This is a genomic window from Pseudidiomarina marina, from assembly GCF_003987045.1.
GTDB lineage: Bacteria > Pseudomonadota > Gammaproteobacteria > Enterobacterales > Alteromonadaceae > Pseudidiomarina > Pseudidiomarina marina.
In genome coordinates, this window is sequence record NZ_PIPZ01000001.1 from 16,112 (window position 1) to 38,033 (window position 21,922).

Below are 21,922 nucleotides of genomic sequence, written 5' to 3' on the forward strand. Positions count from 1 at the left end.
AATCTACGCTAAGTTATAGGGAATCAATGCTAAATACGTGTTTTAGCATAGCGAGATCACCGAAAATTTGGCATTATGCGTCTATTAAATTAGTTAACCCTCAGGCAGGAACATCATGCAGCCAGTTAATATTATTTGTATCAAGTGGGGCAACAAGTACGGCTCTGACTATGTCAATACACTGTACTCAATGGTGAGTCGCAATATTTCATTGCCATACCGTTTTGTATGCTTCACAGATGACGCAGAAGGAATTCGCGACGAGGTTGAAGTAAAGCCAATTCCAGAAATCGGATTTGAAGATTTTGACCAGCGTAAACCATGGACATTCGCCCACGGCTGGTTGAAATTGACCTGTTTCGCGAATCCACTTTACGATTTACAAGGGCCAACGTTGTTCTTGGATCTTGATATTGTCATTGTAGGAAGCTTGGATGAGTTCTTTGAGCCAGAAGGCGAGTTTTTGGTAATTAAAGAATGGGATAAATCCGATGCTACCGGAAATACCTCGGTATTTCGTTTTAATATTGGTGCTCATGTTGATGCTCTAGAACATCTGAAAGCAGATCCAGTTGGCTCACGTAAAGATGTTCGCAATGAGCAGGAATTCATTACGCAGTTTGTTGCGCGTCAGGGAAAATTAAAATATTGGCCAGCGCAATGGTGTCGCAGTTTCAAACGTCATTGTCTACGTCCATTCCCATTGAGTTTCTTTCAACAGCCACGCATTCCTGAGGGCGCCAAGGTAATCATTTTCCATGGTCGCCCACATCCTGACGATGCGATAGCTGGACGCAGTGGTAAATGGTACCGCAAGGTACTTCCTACAACATGGATCAAAGAGTACTGGCGTTAAGCGCTAATGACTGTTTGGTATAAACTGCTTATTCGCTTTGCGACGCCATTGGTATTTATTTATCTCTGGTTGCGTGGAGCGAAGGCTTCGGCTTATCGAGAACGCTGGAGCGAGCGCCTCGCACTTCAGAAAATTCCGCCACAAGTTCGCGATGGCATTGTCATTCATTGTGTGTCAGTTGGCGAAACGGTAGCTGCCCGTGGGCTTATCGAGCGTGTCTTACACGCTTACCCGCATCTTCCGGTGACGTTGACATCAATGACACCGACAGCTGCGGAAATGGCGCTGAAGCTGTTTGGTGAGCGTGTCTTTCATAGTTACCTGCCGATTGATACCCCCGGAGCAATGAAGCGGTTTATTAGTAAACTCAGTCCGCGCTTACTTATCGTACTTGAAACCGAAGTGTGGCCGTGTTTGCTCGAGCAATGTCACCTGCGAAACATACCTGTTTTAGTTGTTAATGCTCGTATGTCGGAGCGTTCAGCAAAAAGCTATCAGAAATATGCTTGGCTACTTGGTCCAATCTGGCAGCGCGTGAACTTTATTGCCGCACAAACGAATGCGAGTGCTGAGCGCTTTGAAGCGCTTAAGGTACCGAATGATAAACTCGCTGTGCGCGGAAATTTAAAGCACGATTTTCAGGTCAGCGATGAAATACATCAACAAGCTAAGAGCTGGCGCGATGAATTAAACCGACCGGTTCTTGTTGCCGCAAGCACTCACGATGGTGAAGATGCGCAAATTCTTGAAGCGTTTAGCTCGGTACTAGGGCAACATCCCAACGCACTGTTAATTATCGTGCCTCGTCATCCTGAGCGATTTGATTCAGTGGCTCGGTTAATAGAACAGCAGCAGTTTAGTTATGTGCGCCGCAGTACCGCGCAAACTGTACAACCATCTCATCAAGTTTTTCTTGCGGATTCAATGGGTGAGTTATTGTTATGGTACGCCGTGGCCGATGCTGCATTTGTTGGGGGGAGCCTGATTGAACGAGGTGGGCATAATCCACTTGAGCCAATCGCGACCCATACAGCAGTAATCTCCGGTCCGCATGTATTCAATTTTGATGAAATTTATCAGCGCTTAAAAGCGGTGGATGGTGTTCATATAGTTGCTGATGCAAAAGCGTTAGCCGCTGCGTGGAATGAATGGCTGGCTCACCCGCAGCAAGCTACGCAACATGCAAACCATGCATTTGATGAATTTGCCAACGATCAAGGCGCAACGGAAGCTATTTTACAGGATATTGAGCGCTTCGTGCCGTTTGCACGCAACGCCGAGAAAGTGAGGACGATGTCAATGATAAAAACAGCTAAGCCGAACGACAAAATGGAAATTTGGTATGACCCGAGCATTTTGGATGGTTGTACATCAGATCACTTTGATGCGAGTTTTTGGCAGAGTCAGAATAAAGTGAAGGGCTCGGCGACAGGGCGGAGCACAGCGTTCTTCGTGGATGCAGGAGAGCACGGTTTATTGTTACGGCATTATTATCGCGGTGGCCTGGTTGGAAAGGTGAATAAAGATCGCTTCAAACGTGAGCCAATTGCTAATAGTCGTGCCATGGCTGAGTTCTCGCTACTGCTGAAATTACGAGAGTTAGCACTTCCAGTGCCTCGGCCAGTTGCAGCTCGGTATGTAGAAGCACCAGTCTGGGGATATCGCGCTGATATCTTGGTTGAGGTTATTCCTAATGCGCAAGACCTATTCAAGTTACTACTGCAACGGTCTCTCACTGATTCAGAGTGGCAACAAGTTGGTAGAACAATACGTGAGTTGCACAGTGCAGGTGTTTATCATTCTGATTTGAACTGCCACAACATCATGCTCGATGATAACGGCAAGTGCTGGATTGTCGATTTTGATAAGTGTGGATTTAAAGCGGAAGGCGAATGGCGAGAAGCCAATCTACAACGTTTGCTACGTTCGTTTAATAAAGAACTAACCAAAGCAAAAGAAGCCAACCGAGCATTTCATTTTAATGAAACACGAGATTGGCCTCTTTTAGTCGATGCCTATAGCTAACGTGACTGCTTAAGGCGGTTACACGGCTACAGACGCGAGTAAATTACTCGCGAATTTGCCCAGTACCGGTCACCACGAACTTTTCAGTTGTCAGTGCCTGTAACCCCATTGGGCCGTATGCGTGTAATTTACTGGTAGAAATACCAATTTCAGCACCTAAGCCTAACTGACCGCCATCACTAAACCGTGAAGAAGCATTTGCCATTGTCACCGCTGAATCGACTTCACGAATAAAGCGGTCGGCAGCTTCTTTATTCTCAGTGACGATTACTTCAGTATGGCCACTGCCGAAGTGATGAATATGATCAAGTGCTTGGTCGAAATCCTTGACGGTTCTCACCGCAATTTCTAAAGCCAGATACTCTTCACCAAAAGCATCCTCTGCAATGACATCAGGACTATCAAAGTAAGATGCTGATGCATTGTCTGAATGAATGACAACGTTTTTCTCAGCCAAGGCTTTTGCTGCAACCGGTAAAAACTTCGGAGCGATATCTTGATGCACGACTAAACCTTCAAGCGCGTTACACACCCCTGTACGTTGAGTTTTACCATTCAGCAAGATATTGAGGGCTTTATCTAAATCCGCATCTTTATCAATATATAAATGGCATACGCCTTTGTAGTGCTGGATAACAGGGATTTTACTGTTATCACTGACAAAATGGATCAAGCCTTCGCCACCCCGAGGAATGACTAAATCAATGTACTTGTCTTGCTTGAGTAGCTCAGTCATCAAATCGCGATCCGGCGAAGGAACAACAGTAATAACGTCTTCTGGCAATTCGCTATCGCGAAGTGCTTGATGCAGTGCATCCGCTATAGCCTTACTCGTTTCTATGGCTTCTCGACCGCAACGTAAGATAACAGCGTTGCCAGATTTGAAACACAGAGCTCCAGCGTCGGCCGTCACATTCGGGCGTGCCTCATAAATCATGCAGATTACGCCTAGCGGAATACGCATTTTATCGACCTGAATACCATTTGGGCGAGTCTCAAAATGTTTGCGTTCACCAACTGGATCGGAGAGTTCGATTATCTCCTCAATGGCGCTCGCCATGCCCTCAATGCGCTCATCATTCAGTTGCAACCGGTCAAGCATCGCTTCTGATAAGCCTTTTTCTTTCCCCGCAGCCATGTCTTTTTCATTAACCGCTAAGATAGTGCTTTTTGCTGCGCGAATGGCATCAGCCATACGCTGCAATACTTGATTCTTTTTAGCTTCTGATAAATTGGCGACTGCGCGGGCAGCAACTGCTGCGCGTTTTGAAATTTGTTTAGCTAACTGAGTACTCATTCGTCCTCCAGTATCATTAAATCATTACTTTCTATTACTTCTGAGATTGGGCTGTAGCCATACGCTTCGGCTATATCACTAATTTCTTGCCCTTTGATATGCATTAGTTCGTGTGAGCTGTATTGGCAGATACCTTTGCCAATAGCCTCGGCTGTACTTCCGCTACGAATCACAACGGCATCGCCGCGATTGAAGTCGCCCTGAACGTCGACAATGCCACTCGTTGTTAACGACTCTCCGCGGCTAAGCGCTGCTGCAGATTCTTCGTCAATAACGAGCTCGCCTTGTGAAATTAACGTATGCCGTAACCAATGTTTTTTATTGCTCATCGGATCTTGCTGGCGCTTGAACAATGTTCCAGGATTTTGGCCCTGTAATAAGTGTTCGAAGGTTTCTCCTTTGCGGCCGTTAACGATGTACGTATCAATACCATGAGAGGTGGCTTTTTCAGCTGCCTCAATCTTGGTACGCATACCACCCGTTGCAATTTTATTTGTGGTTCCACCGGCTAATGCAAAAATTTCCTCGGTAATTTCATTTACCTCTGGAATTTTTTTCGCATCGGGTTTTACTCGCGGATCGGCATCAAACAAGCCATCTATGTCAGAACAAATGAACAATGCATCGGCGTCTACAAGGGTCGCTACCATTGCAGCCAAGTTATCATTATCGCCTACCTTCATTTCGTCGGTAGCTAATGCATCGTTCTCATTCACGATGGGTAATACATCGTGTTCTAACAATGTGCGAAGGGTGTTTCGAACACTGACATAGCGAGCGCGATCGCGTAAATCACCGTGGGTCATCAAAACCTGTGCGCACGGGAAGTCAAAAAACCGCGACCAGTTGGCCATCATGTCGTTTTGTCCAACAGCAGCCATCGCTTTTTTTATGGTCACCGGAAGCTTGTCGCCATCGAAACTAATATGTTTTCTGCCCGCTGCAGCACTACCTGATGAAACGAGGACGATTTCTTGTCCGCGTTCGTGACACTCAATAATAAATCGAGCGATAGCTAATAAGTATTTACTGCTCGTTCCTGTATCGTCTGGCGCAATCAACGCACTGCCGACTTTTAGAACAGCACGTTGCCAGGAAGGCATTTCCATAACTTCTCCCTCTTGAAAAATTCGTATGTAGTCTAACAGATTTGGGGTGCTTTCTCTAGTTCAGAGGGATAAGTGAAGGAAATGCCCACTATATAAGGCATAAGATAAGGAAATAGGGCTTTAGTGAAATGAAACTTTACTTTTTATAAACATTAAAAACCCCGCAAGGCGGGGTTTTTAGAGGTGTTTATTTTGTGGGTGGGGTGTAGCCTTCAATATCTACTTCTTTGCCTTCAAATAAGAAAGCTTTCATTTGTTCTTCAAGAAAACTTCTAGCTTGCGGGTCCATAAGATTTAAACGCTTTTCGTTAATCAACATGGTTTGTTTCTTTTGCCACTCAGCCCATGCTTCCTTTGAAATGCTATTAAAGATTTTCTCACCAAGCTCACCTGGATAGAGTTGAAAGTCTAAACCTTCAGCTTCTTTCTTCAGGTATTCACAATATACGGTACGGCTCATGACAACCTCATTCGGCTTTAAATTAGAGGATTATTTTACGGTGCCGATGTCAGTGAATGCAAACTTACTGACGCTTTAATTGCTGATAGTTATGTACGCAACGTATTAAGATATTTACGAATTGGGGTAGGTAATCCATAGTTATCCAATTGCTCTAACGGTATTCGTACGCCACCTTGCGCTACGGGCTGCGAGAAAACCAGTGCCTCGAGCTTATAATGTGAAAACACATGTTTAAAGCTTCCGTGAAGATGTGCTTTTTCTAATGGTTCTAATACTTCTGGTAGACACCATAGTCGAGGCCATATGCCGTCACCTGAGCGTTGCGTTAGCATCACACCCTCATCAGTTAGGTCGAGCAAGAAATAGCCATGACGTTTTGGTATTTTTTTCTTTGCTTTTTTCTCAGGAAGAACTTGGGTGCGATTTGTTGCATAGGCATTACAGCTGGTTTTTATTGGACACCTTTGACAATCCGGGGACCGAGGCGTACAGATGGTCGCGCCGAGATCAAGTAGTGCTTGAGCATAGCGGCGATTGTCGGCTTTTGGTGTGTACTTTTCTGCATACGACCAAATTGTTCTGTTGGTTTTTACTGAGGAAATGTCGCCTTCAATACCAAAATAGCGACTGAATAGTCGCTTAACATTTCCATCGACTAGCGCAGCTGGTTTATTAAAAGCAAACGCCGAAATTGCGCCGGCGGTATAAGGTCCAACACCGGGAACTTCTCTGAGTTCGTCAATATTATCGGGTAGTTGCCCGTTCATTTCTTGCACAACAAACTTTGCCGCTTTATGCAAGTTTCTGGCACGCGAGTAATACCCCAGTCCCTGCCATTGAGCCATCACCTCATCTTCGGAAGCATCGGCCAATGCTACGACAGTGGGAAAATGTTGTAGCCAACGCTCAAAGTAAGGGATGACAGTAGCCACCTGAGTTTGTTGCAACATGAGCTCGCTAACTAAAACGCGATATGGCGTTACATCCTGTTGCCAGGGTAAGTCATTCCGACCATGTGTTTTTTGCCATAAAGTTAAGGTTTCACTGAACTTTACGGGATCAATCGGCGTAGTAGTGGGGCTAGAAGTCTTATCAATCATAAAATTTTTGTAAGTTATTGGTTAAAAAAGTCGCAAAAAATCGGTAAATCCGCGTTGAATCAGGCTTTTTTCCTGCATTTGTACTATAATGCATCCACGTTCGTAAATCGGCCTATGAGAAAACACAAGGAGCATCTCATGAAACGGTTATCAATGGTATCAGCAGCAGTCATTTCTTCATTAATGGCTGCACCAGTTATGGCATTCCAAGGCGATGAGCCGGGTAGCATTTATGTTGGTCCGCGCATTGGGGTGTTCGGCACAGACTCTGACCGTCGTGTTATCGAAAATAATCAAGTGCAAACATTTGGTGGTGGTTTCGATTCACTCATGGGTGGTTTAGAGCTTGGCTATCAGTTTACCCCAGAGTGGGGTTATCGTGTTTACTATGATTACCTGCGTGGTGATCTAGAGACTTCTAGCGACGACTCTACTGGTAGTGCATACGGTGTGGATTTAATTTATAACTTCACCTCGAATTTTTATGGTGCGGTAGGTATTAACTCAACTGAATTCAGTGATATTAGCAACCGTTTCTTACGTGTTGGTGCGGGTTATAAAGAGTTTTTGAATGACAACTGGGCCATCTCTTTCGAAGGCGCAGTGCAGCAAAGCGACGGTGACCTTACCGAGTTTATGTTGATGACAGGGCTTCGCTATTATTTTGGCGGCGCATCAGAGTCTACTTATACCAAACCGGAGCCGGCTCCAGCACCTGAGCCTGAACCAGCTCCAGCTGCTCCGGCTGTCGTTGATTCAGACGGTGATGGCGTTAATGACGATATGGATAAATGCCCAAATACACAGGCTGGCTTCAAAGTTGATGCTGACGGTTGTGTTATGTACGCCAACGAAACGGTAATTCGCGAATTGGTTGTAACATTTGCGCTGAATTCAGACGAAATTCCTGATTCTCAGAAATCGGATATTCGTGAAACAGCTGAGTTTTTGAAAGAGTACCCACAGCTAGATGTCGTTATTGAAGGTCATACTGACGATACTGGTGCGGCAACGTACAATCAGCAATTATCTGAACGTCGTGCGAAGGCTGTTGGTGATAGCTTGGTGAATGATTTTGGTATTGCTGCTTCTCGTGTAACAACAGAAGGTTACGGTGAGAGCCGTCCGAAATATCCAAACAATTCAGCAGAAAATCGTGCGAAGAATCGCCGTATTGAAGCTGTTATGTCAGTGACTAAACAGGTTCCTGTAAAAGAATAATTTAACTATTCTGTAGAAGATAAAGGCACGCCAAACTTGCGTTTGGCGTGCCTTTTTGCATAATGAGCGCCGCAAATTTAAACTTGTCTTATTCATTATTCGCGCACCACAACGTAGAGGCATCATGAGCTCCGAGAATTTAGAAAAAGCCCAAGCTGAGGGAAAGTACATTCGTAAAATCCGCAGCTTTGTAAAGCGCGAAGGCCGTTTAACCAAAGGTCAGGCAGCCGCTCTTGAGCGCAGTTGGCCAAAGATGGGATTAACCCATGACCAAGGTATGCTTGATCTCGAGCAAGTCTTTGAGCGCCAAGCGCCAACTGTGCTGGAAATTGGTTTTGGCATGGGAAAATCATTGGTCGCTATGGCGCAAGCTGCACCAGAAAAGAACTTTATTGGCATTGAAGTACATCGACCTGGTGTTGGCGCATGCTTAATGGATGCTGAAGATGCAGGTCTCGAGAACTTGCGTGTGTTTGAACATGATGCAGTGGAAGTTCTCGAAGATTGTATTGCCGATGGAAGCTTAGCGACGGTGCAGGTTTTCTTTCCAGACCCCTGGCACAAAAAGCGTCATCACAAGCGGCGTCTTATTCAACCTGAGTTTGTTGAATTGCTACGCCGGAAGTTGGCCATTGGGGGTGTTCTGCACTTGGCAACCGACTGGGAAAACTACGCCGAACATATGTTAGAGGTAATGAATGCGGCGCGCTGTTGGCGCAATTTATCAGCAAACAATACCTACATTCCAAGACCTGCCGAGCGCCCGCTAACAAAATTTGAGCAGCGCGGCGAACGTCTTGGTCATGGCGTTTGGGATATGAAATTTGAACGAGTTGAATAACTCGCTCGGGATCATACCAATAAATCCAATACGCTATTGAGATAACGCCTACCAAGTTGGGTCGTTTCCCAATAGCGCCCTTTATCGACGACGAGATGCTTTTGTAGCGCTTCTTCTAGAAGCTGGTCAGCAATTGAACATGGTAAACCAGTGAAGTCTTCAAAAGCTGATTTAGGCACCGGCTCAAGTAATCGAAAATAATTCATAAAAAACTCGAAAGGGCGCTCATCTGCCGTAACAAGCCATTGTCGATATCGTAATGGCCGGGTTAAATCGAGATACCCCTGTGGGTGCTTTATTTTTTCACAACGAATAATTTCCCCCGTTGTGGGTATCGTAATCTTACTGTGTGCGCCGCATCCTATTCCGAGGTAGTCACCAAACATCCAATAGTTACGGTTGTGTTTACTTTGGTGCCCGTTTTTAGCGTACGCACTCACCTCGTACTGTTGGTAACCAGCTGCGATTAATTTTTCATGCCCCTGTTCTTGAATTGCCCATAATTCATCATCTTCGGGTAGTTGCGGAGGTCGGCTTGCAAACGCGGTATTAGGTTCAATGGTCAACTGATACCAAGATATATGCGGTGGATTAAGCTCGATAACGCCCTCTAAATCAGCCATCGCATCCTTAAGTGATTGACCGGGAAGTCCATGCATTAGGTCAAGGTTAAAGCTTTTCAGCGGCAAGGAGGAGGCGTGAGCGGCAGCTGCTATTGCTTGTTGTGGGTCATGAATTCTGCCTAAGGCTTCAAGCTGCTCATGCTGGAGACTTTGCACGCCGATCGAAAGTCGCGTCACGCCCGCATCTACAAAGCCGGAAAAGCGTTCAGTTTCAAACGTACCAGGATTAGCTTCCAAGGTGATTTCGCAGTTTGCTTCGAGTGGTATTAGTTTCGCGATGCCGTCTAAAAGTTGCTTGATGCTATTCGCGCGAAATAAACTGGGTGTACCGCCTCCAATAAATATGCTCGTGAGTTCTCGTCCTTGAACCCAAGCTAAGTCAGCACGCAGGTCATCCAATAGGCGCGCAACATAGGTTGTTTCGGGAATATCGTGTTTTAAGGCATGTGAGTTAAAGTCACAATAGGGACATTTTTGTATGCACCAAGGAATGTGAACGTACAATGACAATGGTGGCAGTTTTAACTGGCTCATAGAGATGCCTGCAATTGGGCGACAAACTGGCGTAGAGCTTTACCACGGTGACTTAATTGCTGTTTCTGTTCGGTACTAAGCTGAGCGGCTGTGCAGTGGCGATCGGGGAGCCAAAATATCGGGTCATAGCCAAAGCCCTGTTCACCGCGAGGTGCTGCTGCAATTATTCCATCCCAGCGACCATGACAAATAATAGGAGTCGGGTCACTAGCGTGACGTAAGTATGCGAGAACACAATGAAAACTCGCGTGACGTTCTGCTTCTGGGGTGTCCTTTAATGCGCTGAGTAATTTATTGATATTATCTTGATCGGTGCAACCTGGACCTGCATAGCGAGCTGAGTAAATTCCAGGTGCGCCTTGCAGTGCCGCAACAGCTAAACCTGAATCGTCAGCCAATGCTGGAAGACCGGTGTGTTGCGCTGCATGACGTGCTTTTAGAATGGCGTTTTCAACAAAGGTTAAACCGGTCTCTTCGGCTTCGGCAAAGTTCCATTGTGACTGTGGTTTTACCTGCCAACCTAATGGTTTTAAAAGCCCCTCTAATTCGGCTACTTTACCTTTATTACTAGTTGCTAAGACTAATTCATGCATGAACTTTTCACCCGTAATTTGTATTTGCCTGTTATTATACGGGTCAAGGGCATCGTGACCAAGGAGAGAAAATTTGGCCAGCATTACTGGAATCATGCTGTTGATGGGATCGCTGTTGTTAATCAGCATACTCGCAGCTGTCGTCTCTAATCGACTCGGCGCACCACTGCTACTCACATTTCTGGTGGTTGGCATGCTGGCGGGTGAAGAAGGCGTGCTCGGCATTGAATTTAGTAACCCTGAAGTAGCATTTTTTATTGGCTCACTAGCTCTGGTGATCATTCTCTTTGATGGTGGTATGCGAACACATAAAGAGCGTTTTCGTGTCGCTTTGTGGCCGGCGATTAGTTTGGCGACCGTGGGTGTTGCACTAACTTGTGCAATCACCGCCGCCGGAGTGGTTTGGTTGTTTGATTTACCCTGGCCAACAGCACTTCTCATCGGTGCCATTCTAAGTTCAACCGACGCCGCCGCCGTATTCAGTATTTTTCAGTCTCAGAACCTACGTATAAAGCAGCGGGTCGCCTCAACGCTCGAAATCGAATCGGGAACTAACGATCCGATGGCGATTATTCTGACCATGACCTTAACTTCAATTATTGCATCAGCTGAGAGTTTTTCATTGGCTTGGATAAGCCTTGATGTTGTTCAACAGGTTGTTATCGGCTATTTGGCCGGTTGGATAGGTGGGCGAGCATTTGTTTGGATGGCACAAAAAATTTCAGTGCAGTTTTCCTTTTTCCCATTGCTAGCGGCAGCATTTGCCGTCGTTATTTTTGCGATCGCGTCGGGCATTGGTGGTAGTGGTTATTTGGCTGTGTACTTAATGGGATACAAGATAGGCAACTCCCGTTTGCCGCAACTACCGCATATCTTACAAGTACAAGATGGCTTGGCTTGGCTCAGTCAAATTATGATGTTTTTGATATTAGGGTTACTGGTGACCCCATCTCACCTTATGGAGCACTGGACGCTTTCGCTGAGTGTTGCCGTATTGATGATATTCGTGGCGCGTCCATTGGCTGTTTTAGTGAGTCTAATTCCTTTCGTGTTCCCTTGGCGTGAACAAGTATTTATCAGTTGGGTGGGATTACGTGGAGCTGTTCCGATCATTTTGGCGCTGTATCCTTGGTTGACTGGTGTGCCAAATCAAGAACTCTATTTCGACATTGCGTTTATGGTGGTGATGGTGTCATTAATTGTGCAAGGTTGGTCGCTAGCGCCAATGGCGCGCTGGTTGGGGCTTGAAGTGCCTGCGCCAGCGGAGCCTGACCGTCGCATGCCGTTAGATCGTTTGGGCAGTAAAGATCCAATGGAAGTATGGGCTTATCAGATTAGTGAACGCTCACCGGCTTGCGATCATCGGTGGGATGAGCTGCGTTGGAATGTTGATGTCGAGTTTGTCGGGATCATTCGCGAAGGTGAGTGGCTATTGCCGAAAAGTCAGCCGGTTTTGGAAGAGGGCGATACAGTGATTGTTGTCGCTAAGCTGGAGCATGTTGATGCTATTAGCCGAGTTCTTGCCGCCGGAGGCAAGGCAACTGAATTGCAAAGCAGCGAATTCTTCGGTGACTTCACTTTACGTGGCGATCTATTAATGCAAGATGTTGCCGGCTTCTACCCAGTTGGCCAACTGGATACCAAATTGCTGGCTATGTCACTACACGATTACTTCACACAGAAGTTCCATCGTCGCGTTGTTATTGGTGACCAACTACAACTTGGGTTGGTTTTGCTGACCGTGCGCGAAGTCACTGATGATGGGTTTATCCGGCAGGTGGGTGTCAAGTTACTTGAAGAGAAGGCCAACTAGTTCGTTGGCCTCGATTTATCTTTGCAAATCTTAGTTGCTCCAAAACTCTTTGTGGAAGCGCAACTCTTGCGTTTGATTACCTTGTTTAATCGTTATAAAAAAACGCAACGTTTCGAGATTAGAGAAACGCGTTTGAGCAAGATAATATATCGCATCGCCTTCAATGACTTCGTTGAATTCTAGGGTTTGCTGCTGACTCAACGGGTTCATGACATAACCTGAAATTTCAACTTGCTGTGCTGGTTTACCGGCTGCCGTCGCATCTAATACTGAAATATTCAACGTCGCTAGTGTCTCACTACGCGAAAGCTGGTATTGCTTTGCCATTTCAGGACGTAGCAAGGTCGAATTAAAAGCATTGTAATGCACTTCCCAAGGCCCAAGGCGCTTGCTTTGTTCTGCCTTCACATCGCTGACACCAACCACAACAAGCAAGGCAGTTAAGATGCTGATAATAATGTGTTTCATAACCCCATTCCTATGCCAAAGAGGTTGCTTAGCAAGATACGTACAAATTGAATCGCAACAATCAAAACCAACACTGACAGGTCGAGGCCACCAATAGGCGGGATAACTCGACGAATTGGCGCCAAGAATGGCTGCGTAAGCTGCTCAATCATCGCCATCATTGGGTTGTATCCACGATTAAACCAACTCATGATCGCCATGATGATCACCAACCAAAACAGCAATGAAAGGAACTGGAATACCACAACAGCCAGGCCCATGAGTAAGGTATCGCTGAACATCGGCGTCATTCCTGCCGCGATATTGGCAAGTACAAGAATTTTACCAATGCCGACCAAGTAGGCGAGAACGAGGCTCGCAATATCCCACTGACCAACCATGGGCAGAAAACTGCGCAGCGGTTTAATAATGGGGTTCGTGACTTTTACCACAAACTGACTCATTGGATTAAAATAATCAGCTCGCGCAGCCTGCATCCATATGCGCAGCAGCACAACAATCAGGAACAAATCAAAGACAATCTCGACCAAAAAGCGTAACGCGTTCATATAGGTTCTCTAAATAATTTAATTAAAACAGTTTAGCCATTTCTTGGTTGCGCTGCACAGCTGCTTTTACTGCTTGACCCGAAATGTCATCAATATCTGCGGCTTGATAAACTTCGATGCCTTTGGCCGTCGATCCGCCCTTGCTGGTCACTTGTTTGCGTAACTCTTCGAGCTCAAGCTCACTAGCGATAGCCATTTCAGCGGCACCCAAAGCGGTTTGTTGCACCATCTGCCGCGCTTTGTCACGATCAAATCCAAGTGCCGTTGCCGCCTTTTGTAAACTTGCCATAAACTCAAAAAAGTAAGCAGGACCGCTACCTGCAACCGCGCCAAGAATATCTAACTGATCTTCGTCAGCTACCCACAATGTCGCGCCGACGCCATCAAATGCCTCGGTGATAAATGCTTTATCGGCCTCTGAAACGCGATCGTCAGCAACCAAACCCGACATGCCTTTGCCAACTAATGAAGGCGTGTTGGGCATGACACGAATCATACGAATGTCATCCCCTAAGTATTGGCGATACTTCTCAATACGAATACCAGCAGCAATGGTCACAATGAGCTTTTCAGAAAGATTAGAAACTTGTTTCTTCAATGCAGCACAAACGTCGGCCATGAGCTGAGGTTTCACTGATAGCACAATGACGTCCGCCGCTTCAGCGACCACTTGATTATCTTGACTGGTGTGTACGTTTAAGGAGCTTTTCAGTTTCTCGAGTTTTTCTGGACTTGGATTACTGACATAAATTTTATCGCTGGGATAACCGCTTTTGACCATGCCTCCAACAATGCTTTGAGTCATATTTCCAGCGCCGATAAAGGCGATATTACGAGGCGAAGTTGTCATGCAGGGTCTCCTGTATTTTTTGGTGTATTTACTCGAGCGCCAAACACTGCTGTGCCAATTCGTATCATGGTTGCTCCAGCCGCAACCGCATAGGGCCAGTCAGCGCTCATACCCATCGATAAGGTATCTACTTGTTTATATTGGGACTGTAACTCTAAAAACAACCGCTGCATTGCAGCGAAACTGGAAGCTGAAGCACTCGGTTCGGATTGCACCGCCGGTATGGTCATTAGCCCGCGCAGCTGTATTTGTGGAAGGTCATTGATAACGGCGGCGAGCTCGGCAACCTCTTCGGGCGCTACACCGGATTTTGCTTGGTCATCATCGATATTGACTTGAATGAGAACATTTAACGGTGGCATTTCTGCTGGGCGTTGTTGCGCTAAACGACGCGCGATTTTTGCGCGATCAACACTATGAACCCACGCAAAATGCTCGGCGATATCTCGCGTTTTGTTCGATTGAATTGGGCCAATAAAATGCCAAGTGATGTCGTACTCTGACAATTGCATAATCTTTGCAATTGCTTCTTGAACATAGTTTTCACCAAAATCACGTTGTCCAGCATGATACGCAGAAGCAATATCTGCCGCGGGTTTGGTTTTACTCACCGCAATTAATTTCACGCTATTTTGCTTGCGTTGGTATTGTTCACAGACGCGAGCAATTTCATTACGGACTTCTTTTATGCGTTCAGCTATGCTATTCATCAATTGCTAAAACTCACTTACAAGAGGCTGTTATATGGATATCACTGAGTTACTCAGTTTCGCTGTTAAACATAAATCGTCAGACTTACATTTATCAGCTGATTCGCCTCCTATGATACGGGTAGACGGTGACGTTCGTAAAATAAATATCCCAGCGCTAAGCCACAAGCAGGTACAAGAACTGGTATACGACATCATGAACGACCGCCAGCGTAAAGAATACGAACAAAACTTAGAATGCGACTTCTCGTTTGAAGTTCCTGATTTAGCCCGTTTTCGTGTTAACGCATTCGTGCAGAATCGTGGTGCTGGCGCTGTATTTCGAACCATTCCAAGTGAGGTGCTCACCTTGGAACAGTTGGGTGCGCCAGAGATATTCAAGACTATTTCAGATAATCCGCGTGGCTTAGTGTTGGTTACAGGGCCAACAGGTTCAGGTAAGTCGACAACATTAGCGGCCATGATCGATTACGTTAATGAAAATAAATATCATCATATTTTAACCATCGAAGATCCGATTGAATTTGTGCACAAAAACAAGCGTAGCCTAATTAACCAACGTGAAGTGCACCGTGATACACACAGTTTTAATAACGCACTGCGCTCTGCATTACGTGAAGACCCTGATGTAATACTTGTGGGTGAGATGCGTGATCTTGAAACAATCCGCCTAGCAATGACTGCCGCAGAAACCGGTCACTTGGTGTTCGGTACCCTACACACCACGTCAGCGCCGAAAACCATTGACCGTATTGTTGATGTGTTTCCTGGCGACGAGAAACCGATGATTCGCTCAATGTTGTCCGAATCATTACGCGCAGTTATTTCGCAAACGCTACTGAAAAAAGTCGGTGGCGGTCGTGTTGCTGCGCATGAAATCATGATTGCGACTTCAGCCATTAAAAACCTCATTCGTGAAGATAAAATTGCGCAAATGTATTCGTCGATTCAAACCGGTGCGGCGCATGGTATGCAAACATTAGACCAATGCTTGCAGAATCTGTTGAACCAAGGCCTCGTTTCTCGTGCCGATGCGAAGGCCAAAGCCGCGAACAAGGACTCATTTTAATCATGGTTCTAGATAAACTTTTAAAAATAATGGTGGAACGCAATAGCTCGGATTTATTTATCTCCGCGGGCTTACCACCAAGTGCAAAAATTAATGGTGAACTGACACCGTTGACCGAACAAAGACTCAGCGACAATGCGGCGCTAGCTATTGTCAAAGAAGCGTTGGGTGATAAACATCTGAAAGAGTTCATGGATGAAAAGGAAGCCAACTTTGCGATATTTCGCGAAGGTATCGGCCGCTTTCGGGTGAGTGCATTTTGGCAACGCCAACGTGCGGGAATGGTGGTTCGTCGTATTGTTACCGAAATTCCAACAGTGGAAGAGCTGAAGCTACCAGAAGTACTGACTAAGCTAATTATGAATAAACGTGGATTAATGCTGGTAGTCGGTGCCACAGGCTCCGGTAAATCGACCACGTTGGCAGCATTGATCGGTTATCGAAACCAGCATTCGAAAGGTCACATTTTAACAATTGAAGATCCCGTCGAATTTGTTCATGAACACGCGAAGTCAATGATCACGCAACGTGAAGTCGGCAGTGATACGGAATCGTTTGAAGCCGCGTTGAAAAGCTCATTGCGTCAAGCGCCTGACGTTATCTTGGTGGGTGAAATTCGCTCGCAAGAAACTATGGAGTACGCACTTACCTTCGCGGAAACCGGTCATTTATGTGTGGCCACACTGCACGCTAACAACGCCAACCAAGCGATTGAACGCATCATGCACATGGTACCTAAGGAAAAAATCGGCAAGTTGATGTTTGACTTGTCTTTGAACCTCCGCGGTATCGTCGCGCAACAGTTAATTCCAACCATTGACGGTGGGCGTGTCGCAGCAATTGAAATCTTATTAAATAGCCCGATTGTTGCGGAAAAAATTGCAACCAATGATATGGGTGAAATTAAAGAGATAATGGCGAAATCGCGCGAGCTTGGTATGCAAACCTTTGACCAAGCACTATTCGACCTCTACAAAGCTGGTCGTATTAGTTATGACGAAGCCTTGCGTCATGCTGACGCGCCAAACGATTTGCGCTTGCGTATTAAACTGAGTGGCGATAGTAATGCAAGTGATGATGACAGCGCTTTGCAGGGAGCAACGGTTGATCTCGACTGACTTTGACGAAAATCTGGGGTAAACTGTGCGCCGTTTTTTACACCAGATTTTTGAGGCTTGTCATGCGTGTACTTGGAATAGAAACCTCCTGTGATGAAACCGGTATTGCTATCTACGATACCGAGCATGGCTTGTTGGCTCATCAGTTGTATTCACAAGTTAAGTTGCACGCTGATTACGGTGGTGTGGTGCCAGAGCTGGCATCGCGCGACCATGTTCGTAAAACCCTACCGCTTATTCAAGCGGCTTTAACCCAAGCGAATTTACAACCTCAAGACATTGATGGCGTTGCCTACACCGCAGGGCCAGGGCTCGTTGGGGCCTTGTTAGTGGGCTCATGTATTGGTCGCAGCTTAGCCTTTGGCTGGAATGTGCCGGCAATTGCAGTGCACCATATGGAAGGGCACTTATTAGCGCCGATGCTCGAAGAAAACCCGCCAGAATTTCCATTTGTTGCTCTATTAGTCTCTGGTGGACATACCCAGCTGGTTCAAGTCGATGGTATTGGCAAATATACATTGTTGGGAGAGTCAGTTGATGATGCTGCTGGTGAGGCTTTCGATAAGACTGCCAAGTTGATGGGACTCGATTATCCCGGTGGGCCACGGCTGGCGAAAATGGCCGAGCAAGGGTTACCCAATAAATACAAGTTTCCACGACCAATGACCGACCGTCCTGGGCTTGATTTCTCCTTTAGCGGTTTAAAAACCTTTGCCGCGAATACCATTGCGAGTACCGATGGTTCGCCGCAACAACTGGCGGACGTCGCCCGAGCATTTCAGGATGCGGTGGTTGATACGTTGGTGATTAAATGTCGTCGTGCGCTAGAGCAGACCGGCCTAAAACGACTGGTTATTGCTGGTGGCGTGAGTGCAAACAAACATTTACGGGAGCAGCTAGCAGACTTTGCGCAACGCATTGGTGGGCAAGTATTCTTTCCTCGACCTGAATTTTGTACTGATAATGGGGCGATGATCGCTTTTGCTGGTGCTCAGCGCTTGCTTGCAGGTGAACGTACGGATATTAAAGTAAAAACGTTCCCGCGTTGGCCTCTAGCTGAGCTATCTGAACCGAGTGGTGCTTCATCGTAACTCGGTTTTTAATCGTTGCGACGAGTACGCTGTTCTTGTCCGCTACGTAATCGAACAATATTAGATTGATGGCGCCACATGATTAATACTGAGATCATAATCACTGGCACCGTGTACTGAGGTTTTATCCAGAACGCATAGAACGGTGCAAGACTTACCGTAACGAGTGCGGCCAAAGATGACACCCGACTAATTCGAAAAACCACCAACCAAGTTGCAATGAGTAATAAAGCCATTTCCCATGCTACGGGGAACATTGCGCCAAGTGCTGTGGCGACGGCTTTACCACCGCGAAAGTGAAAGTAGAGTGGGAAAATGTGTCCCAGACAGGCCGCGACGGCGATGATACCGAGGTAAAACGGTTCAATCCCCAGAAAATAAGAGCCCCATACCGGAATCATACCTTTGAGCACATCAAACCATAAGGTTAAAGCGGCAGGAATCTTTCCGCCTAGGCGATAAACGTTGGTGGCACCTGGATTATTGGAGCCGGAAGTTCGTGGATCGGGCAGGCCAAACAAGCGACAAATAAGCACCGCACTACTAATCGAGCCGAACAAATAGGCTGATATGATCGCTAATATTATCAGGGCACCCATAGCTGGCTCACTTAAGTTGGTTCACTTATCTTGTCATTAAAACACGTGCTGGTGTCAGTAGCCGTTTGCTTCTGATTCGCTTTCCGTTACTATGCAAACCCATAGCATAAGTGCTTTAGCGTTGAATTTCTATTGATACGGACTCTTGCATGGATAAAGTTTTCATTGAAGGCTTAGTGGTAAATGCATTTATTGGCGTTTACGACTGGGAACATGAACAGACACAACCGCTCATTTTAGACTTAGAGATGGATTGGGATAACCGCAAGGCGGCCCAGTCTGAACAGCTCCAAGATGCCTTGGATTATGACGCACTGAGCCAAGCGATTATTAAACTTGTTCAAGAGCGTCCGCGCGCGCTAATCGAGACCGTTGCTGAAGAAATTGCAAGCCTAGTGTTAGCGCGTTTTAAAACGCCACGCGTACGAGTAAAAGTCAGTAAGCCGCAAGCAGTTGCTGCAGCTCGTCAAACTGCTGTTGAAATTGTTAGGCAAGCATAGTGAGTTGGGTTTGGTTTGGTATCGGGAGTAATCGCGACCGAGAACATTATATCAAGGCCGGCGTGCGAGCACTGCATGATGCCTTTGCCAGTAAACAACATCCGTTGTTCGTCTCAAGAGTGTTTGAAAGTGATTCGGTTGGATTTGCTGGTAGTCGCTTCTACAACCTAGTCGCCTGTGTCGAAACAGATCGATCGATTGAAGCCATTCAAGCAACGTGTAAGGCGATTGAAAAAGCGCATGGTCATGACGGCAGTGCAGCGCGATTTAGTCCCAGGACATTAGACATTGATATGTTGATGTATGACGCCGTCATTAGCGACGCACCGGTTCAGTTACCTCGCGCAGAAATATTAACGAACGCATTTGTGTTATGGCCTCTAGCAGAATTAAGTCCCACACTTCGTCACCCCGTTACGAATAAAACATTTACCGAACATTGGTCAAATTATTCTGGTGAACAAAAACTAGAGCCGATATTCTTAGCGTTTGACCCGCTACCACATCTAGTTATTGATGATTCAAATTAGAAGGATATTTGTACTGTGAGCATTTGGGAAGCCATCATTCTTGCCTTAATTCAGGGGCTAACGGAGTTTTTACCGATTTCGAGTTCGGCGCATCTGATTTTGCCGTCGCAGTTGTTTGGTTGGGAAGATCAAGGGCTCGCTTTCGATGTCGCAGCGCATGTTGGTACGTTGCTGGCGGTTGTGCTGTATTTCCGTCACGAAGTTGGGCAACTATTGGTGAATTGGTTCGGAAGTTTGCGCGGACAGCATAATGCTCATAGTCGTCTAGCCTGGTTGATTATTTGGGGTACGGTTCCCGCGGGTCTGGCTGGCTTGCTTGGTAATGACCTAATTGAAAACTTTGCTCGTTCGGCATTGGTGATTGCCACCAGTACCGTCGCTTTTGGTTTGTTACTTTGGTACGCCGATGTGCGCGCGTCGCAACAGCAGACAATCGAACAACTATCGTTAAAACAAGTACTGATTATTGGTGCTGCACAAGCGTTAGCATTGATTCCTGGCACGTCGCGCTCAGGAATTACCATGACCGCGGGAATGATGCTCGGCCTTACAAAAACCGACGCCGCTCGATTTAGTTTTTTGCTATCCATTCCAATTATTATTATGGCCGGAGGCTACCAAGGCTTGAAGTTGGTGCAACAGCCTGAAGCCGTTGCTTGGTCTGCCATCATCCTAGGCGTTGTCGCATCCTTCGTTGCTGCGTACGTGTGTATTCACGTGTTTTTACAGATTATCAGCCGCATGGGCATGTTGCCGTTCGTTATCTATCGATTAGCACTCGGCGCGGTGTTATTCGCATTCTTTATTTAGATGAATGCCAGCTGTGGCGCATTGCAGCTAAACGCTCTGCGCTCACAGCCGCACCGATGGCTGGGCCTTTTAACTCACGACCACGATGCTTAGCCGCCTCGATGACATTGCCAGCCTTAACCTGTTGCGCCTGTGTATATGCGAGTTGAATACGTTCAATATCTGCCTGCGTCATACCCAACGCATGCCACAGAATGAATAGTTCTTGCACAATGTTCGGACGACGCCAACCATCAACTTTGCCAATGGCGTGAAACGCCCATGAGGCATCAATCTGTTGTGATTGTTGCCAATTGACTTTGCGGGCAGCAACAGCGATATCGGTATAGGAGTTGGGCACTTTCAAACGTTCGTGGAGTTGCGAAAGCTCGGTCATCGATAGTGAGTAACAACTAAGCGCCCAAGCATTAGTACTGTTAAGTTTAGCGCCTATGTTCTCCATTTGAACTTTGAGTTTCTCGATATCAATTGAGCTTTTCAACTCGCTATACCAAGGTTCAAGTGCCTGGCAGGACTGCAATATTTGCCAGAAAACATACGGTGTGATGGTCGCCATTGCTTTTTCAGTTTCCCGCCACACACGTTCAGCAGCGAGAGTTTGAAGCTCACCGCTGAGGCTTATTTGACGCATCAGTGCTAACGTATCATCGGCAACAGTGAAACCGTCATCAGCAAAACGGGCTGCGAAGCGAGCCACACGAAGAATTCGTAATGGGTCTTCAGCGAAAGCCGGCGAAACATGACGAAGTTTGCGATTGTTGAGGTCGCTAAGACCGCCGAACGGATCAATGAGTTGGCCGTCGGCTTTTTGCGCTATCGCATTAATCGTTAAATCGCGACGAATCAAATCATCTTCTAAGGTGACATCGGGTGCGGCGTAAACGGTGAAACCAGTATAACCTTGCCCTGATTTGCGCTCTGTTCGAGCAAGGGCATACTCTTCGCCAGTTTGCGGGTGTAAAAACACGGGGAAGTCTTTCCCTACTTGTCGATACCCCTGAGCAAGCATCTCTTCTGGTCGCGCGCCAACAACCACGTAGTCACGTTCGTGTACGGTCTTACCTAAGAGTTGATCGCGAACTGCACCACCGACGAGATAAACTTCCACAATTGCTCCTTTTGCTTTTTAATGATGATCGCGAATCACTAGCCCT

Annotated in this window: 23 protein-coding genes; 11 read left to right on the plus strand and 12 right to left on the minus strand. The window is 46.5% G+C overall.

The genetic code is table 11. From position 1 onward, the window contains the following. The first annotated feature begins 115 nt into the window (after positions 1-115). Complete coding sequence (locus CWI76_RS00070) at positions 116-856, plus strand: glycosyltransferase (RefSeq protein WP_126758374.1); 741 nt, start codon at positions 116-118, stop codon at positions 854-856. Between the two features lie 6 nt (positions 857-862). Continuing rightward, complete coding sequence (waaA, locus tag CWI76_RS00075; protein ID WP_126758375.1) at positions 863-2,881, plus strand: lipid IV(A) 3-deoxy-D-manno-octulosonic acid transferase; 2,019 nt, start codon at positions 863-865, stop codon at positions 2,879-2,881. A 43-nt stretch (positions 2,882-2,924) separates the two neighbouring features. Here the strand turns inward: waaA and CWI76_RS00080 are convergent, their stop codons facing one another. The 4 genes from CWI76_RS00080 to mutY form a co-directional block, all read right to left on the minus strand. Continuing rightward, positions 2,925-4,178, minus strand: a complete 1,254-nt coding sequence (locus CWI76_RS00080; RefSeq protein ID WP_126758376.1) for a glutamate-5-semialdehyde dehydrogenase — start codon at positions 4,176-4,178, stop codon at positions 2,925-2,927. After that, the gene (gene proB / locus CWI76_RS00085) at positions 4,175-5,287 is read right to left on the minus strand and encodes a glutamate 5-kinase (RefSeq protein WP_126758377.1); all 1,113 of its coding nucleotides are present in this window, start codon (positions 5,285-5,287) and stop codon (positions 4,175-4,177) included. Before proB ends, CWI76_RS00080 begins: the two co-directional genes overlap by 4 nt. A 187-nt stretch (positions 5,288-5,474) precedes the next feature. Beyond that, positions 5,475-5,747 carry an oxidative damage protection protein gene (locus tag CWI76_RS00090; protein WP_126758378.1) on the minus strand — a complete coding sequence of 91 codons (273 nt, stop codon included), beginning with the start codon at positions 5,745-5,747 and terminating at the stop codon, positions 5,475-5,477. Between the two features lie 89 nt (positions 5,748-5,836). Next, positions 5,837-6,850, minus strand: a complete 1,014-nt coding sequence (gene mutY / locus CWI76_RS00095; protein ID WP_126758379.1) for an A/G-specific adenine glycosylase — start codon at positions 6,848-6,850, stop codon at positions 5,837-5,839. 138 nt (positions 6,851-6,988) lie between these two features. On the opposite strand from mutY, the gene CWI76_RS00100 reads away from it, so the two are divergent. Together CWI76_RS00100 and trmB are read left to right on the plus strand one after the other, a co-directional pair. After that, positions 6,989-8,071, plus strand: a complete 1,083-nt coding sequence (locus tag CWI76_RS00100; protein WP_126758380.1) for an OmpA family protein — start codon at positions 6,989-6,991, stop codon at positions 8,069-8,071. Between the two features lie 121 nt (positions 8,072-8,192). Further along, positions 8,193-8,912, plus strand: coding sequence for a tRNA (guanosine(46)-N7)-methyltransferase TrmB (trmB, locus tag CWI76_RS00105; RefSeq protein ID WP_241967959.1), 720 nt, complete (start codon positions 8,193-8,195; stop codon positions 8,910-8,912). Between the two features lie 11 nt (positions 8,913-8,923). Here trmB and hemW read toward each other — a convergent pair whose 3' ends face one another. After that, entirely contained in the window at positions 8,924-10,069 is a 1,146-nt protein-coding gene (gene hemW, locus CWI76_RS00110; RefSeq protein WP_126758382.1) for a radical SAM family heme chaperone HemW, read from the minus strand. Then, a complete protein-coding gene (gene rdgB, locus CWI76_RS00115) occupies positions 10,066-10,662 on the minus strand; it encodes an RdgB/HAM1 family non-canonical purine NTP pyrophosphatase (protein ID WP_126758383.1) in 597 nt (198 codons plus the stop codon). The genes hemW and rdgB overlap by 4 nt, the downstream gene beginning before the upstream one ends. 73 nt (positions 10,663-10,735) lie before the next feature. Here rdgB and CWI76_RS00120 point away from each other — a divergent pair, with 73 nt between their 5' ends. Beyond that, positions 10,736-12,475, plus strand: coding sequence for a potassium/proton antiporter (locus CWI76_RS00120; RefSeq protein ID WP_276567241.1), 1,740 nt, complete (start codon positions 10,736-10,738; stop codon positions 12,473-12,475). 30 nt (positions 12,476-12,505) lie between these two features. Here CWI76_RS00120 and CWI76_RS00125 read toward each other — a convergent pair whose 3' ends face one another. From CWI76_RS00125 to CWI76_RS00140, 4 genes are read right to left on the minus strand one after another with little or no spacing between them, the layout of a single operon-like run. After that, on the minus strand, positions 12,506-12,943 hold the full coding sequence (locus CWI76_RS00125; RefSeq protein ID WP_126758384.1) for a DUF4426 domain-containing protein: 438 nt from the start codon (positions 12,941-12,943) through the stop codon (positions 12,506-12,508). Further along, positions 12,940-13,491 (minus strand): YggT family protein, encoded by a 552-nt coding sequence (locus tag CWI76_RS00130; RefSeq protein WP_126758385.1) that lies wholly within the window; start codon positions 13,489-13,491, stop codon positions 12,940-12,942. Before CWI76_RS00130 ends, CWI76_RS00125 begins: the two co-directional genes overlap by 4 nt. Positions 13,492-13,513: 22 nt before the next feature. After that, positions 13,514-14,341: a pyrroline-5-carboxylate reductase gene (gene proC, locus CWI76_RS00135; RefSeq protein WP_126758386.1), complete on the minus strand. Its 828-nt coding sequence runs from the start codon at positions 14,339-14,341 to the stop codon at positions 13,514-13,516. Beyond that, entirely contained in the window at positions 14,338-15,051 is a 714-nt protein-coding gene (locus CWI76_RS00140) for a YggS family pyridoxal phosphate-dependent enzyme (protein ID WP_126758387.1), read from the minus strand. Before CWI76_RS00140 ends, proC begins: the two co-directional genes overlap by 4 nt. Positions 15,052-15,085: 34 nt before the next feature. Between CWI76_RS00140 and CWI76_RS00145 the strand changes: the two genes are divergently transcribed. The 3 genes from CWI76_RS00145 (at position 15,086) to tsaD (ending at position 18,329) form a co-directional block, all read left to right on the plus strand. Beyond that, on the plus strand, positions 15,086-16,120 hold the full coding sequence (locus CWI76_RS00145) for a type IV pilus twitching motility protein PilT (RefSeq protein ID WP_126758388.1): 1,035 nt from the start codon (positions 15,086-15,088) through the stop codon (positions 16,118-16,120). Positions 16,121-16,122: 2 nt separating this feature from the next. Next, positions 16,123-17,238 carry a PilT/PilU family type 4a pilus ATPase gene (locus tag CWI76_RS00150; RefSeq protein ID WP_126758389.1) on the plus strand — a complete coding sequence of 372 codons (1,116 nt, stop codon included), beginning with the start codon at positions 16,123-16,125 and terminating at the stop codon, positions 17,236-17,238. Between the two features lie 62 nt (positions 17,239-17,300). Next, complete coding sequence (gene tsaD / locus CWI76_RS00155) at positions 17,301-18,329, plus strand: tRNA (adenosine(37)-N6)-threonylcarbamoyltransferase complex transferase subunit TsaD (protein WP_126758390.1); 1,029 nt, start codon at positions 17,301-17,303, stop codon at positions 18,327-18,329. An 8-nt stretch (positions 18,330-18,337) separates the two neighbouring features. On the opposite strand, the gene plsY is transcribed toward tsaD, so the two are convergent. Next, a complete protein-coding gene (gene plsY / locus CWI76_RS00160) occupies positions 18,338-18,928 on the minus strand; it encodes a glycerol-3-phosphate 1-O-acyltransferase PlsY (RefSeq protein ID WP_126758391.1) in 591 nt (196 codons plus the stop codon). A gap of 149 nt (positions 18,929-19,077) precedes the next feature. Here plsY and folB point away from each other — a divergent pair, with 149 nt between their 5' ends. From folB to CWI76_RS00175, 3 genes are read left to right on the plus strand one after another with little or no spacing between them, the layout of a single operon-like run. After that, positions 19,078-19,428, plus strand: coding sequence for a dihydroneopterin aldolase (gene folB / locus CWI76_RS00165; protein ID WP_126758392.1), 351 nt, complete (start codon positions 19,078-19,080; stop codon positions 19,426-19,428). Next, a complete protein-coding gene (gene folK / locus CWI76_RS00170) occupies positions 19,428-19,958 on the plus strand; it encodes a 2-amino-4-hydroxy-6-hydroxymethyldihydropteridine diphosphokinase (protein WP_126758393.1) in 531 nt (176 codons plus the stop codon). The genes folB and folK overlap by 1 nt, the downstream gene beginning before the upstream one ends. 15 nt (positions 19,959-19,973) lie before the next feature. Beyond that, complete coding sequence (locus CWI76_RS00175) at positions 19,974-20,768, plus strand: undecaprenyl-diphosphate phosphatase (protein ID WP_126758394.1); 795 nt, start codon at positions 19,974-19,976, stop codon at positions 20,766-20,768. Here the strand turns inward: CWI76_RS00175 and CWI76_RS11725 are convergent. Beyond that, entirely contained in the window at positions 20,761-21,876 is a 1,116-nt protein-coding gene (locus tag CWI76_RS11725; protein WP_126758395.1) for a tRNA nucleotidyltransferase/poly(A) polymerase-related protein, read from the minus strand. The genes CWI76_RS00175 and CWI76_RS11725 overlap by 8 nt on opposite strands. Between the last annotated feature and the right edge of the window lie 46 nt (positions 21,877-21,922).

Coding starts and splice junctions, on each gene's coding strand:
- CWI76_RS00070 (WP_126758374.1), top strand. CDS start 116: ATGCAGCCAGTTAATATTATTTGTATCAAGTGGGGCAACAAGTACGGC.
- waaA (WP_126758375.1), top strand. CDS start 863: ATGACTGTTTGGTATAAACTGCTTATTCGCTTTGCGACGCCATTGGTA.
- CWI76_RS00080 (WP_126758376.1), bottom strand. CDS start 4,178: ATGAGTACTCAGTTAGCTAAACAAATTTCAAAACGCGCAGCAGTTGCT.
- proB (WP_126758377.1), bottom strand. CDS start 5,287: ATGGAAATGCCTTCCTGGCAACGTGCTGTTCTAAAAGTCGGCAGTGCG.
- CWI76_RS00090 (WP_126758378.1), bottom strand. CDS start 5,747: ATGAGCCGTACCGTATATTGTGAATACCTGAAGAAAGAAGCTGAAGGT.
- mutY (WP_126758379.1), bottom strand. CDS start 6,850: ATGATTGATAAGACTTCTAGCCCCACTACTACGCCGATTGATCCCGTA.
- CWI76_RS00100 (WP_126758380.1), top strand. CDS start 6,989: ATGAAACGGTTATCAATGGTATCAGCAGCAGTCATTTCTTCATTAATG.
- hemW (WP_126758382.1), bottom strand. CDS start 10,069: ATGAGCCAGTTAAAACTGCCACCATTGTCATTGTACGTTCACATTCCT.
- rdgB (WP_126758383.1), bottom strand. CDS start 10,662: ATGCATGAATTAGTCTTAGCAACTAGTAATAAAGGTAAAGTAGCCGAA.
- CWI76_RS00125 (WP_126758384.1), bottom strand. CDS start 12,943: ATGAAACACATTATTATCAGCATCTTAACTGCCTTGCTTGTTGTGGTT.
- CWI76_RS00130 (WP_126758385.1), bottom strand. CDS start 13,491: ATGAACGCGTTACGCTTTTTGGTCGAGATTGTCTTTGATTTGTTCCTG.
- proC (WP_126758386.1), bottom strand. CDS start 14,341: ATGACAACTTCGCCTCGTAATATCGCCTTTATCGGCGCTGGAAATATG.
- CWI76_RS00140 (WP_126758387.1), bottom strand. CDS start 15,051: ATGAATAGCATAGCTGAACGCATAAAAGAAGTCCGTAATGAAATTGCT.
- CWI76_RS00145 (WP_126758388.1), top strand. CDS start 15,086: ATGGATATCACTGAGTTACTCAGTTTCGCTGTTAAACATAAATCGTCA.
- CWI76_RS00150 (WP_126758389.1), top strand. CDS start 16,123: ATGGTTCTAGATAAACTTTTAAAAATAATGGTGGAACGCAATAGCTCG.
- tsaD (WP_126758390.1), top strand. CDS start 17,301: ATGCGTGTACTTGGAATAGAAACCTCCTGTGATGAAACCGGTATTGCT.
- plsY (WP_126758391.1), bottom strand. CDS start 18,928: ATGGGTGCCCTGATAATATTAGCGATCATATCAGCCTATTTGTTCGGC.
- folB (WP_126758392.1), top strand. CDS start 19,078: ATGGATAAAGTTTTCATTGAAGGCTTAGTGGTAAATGCATTTATTGGC.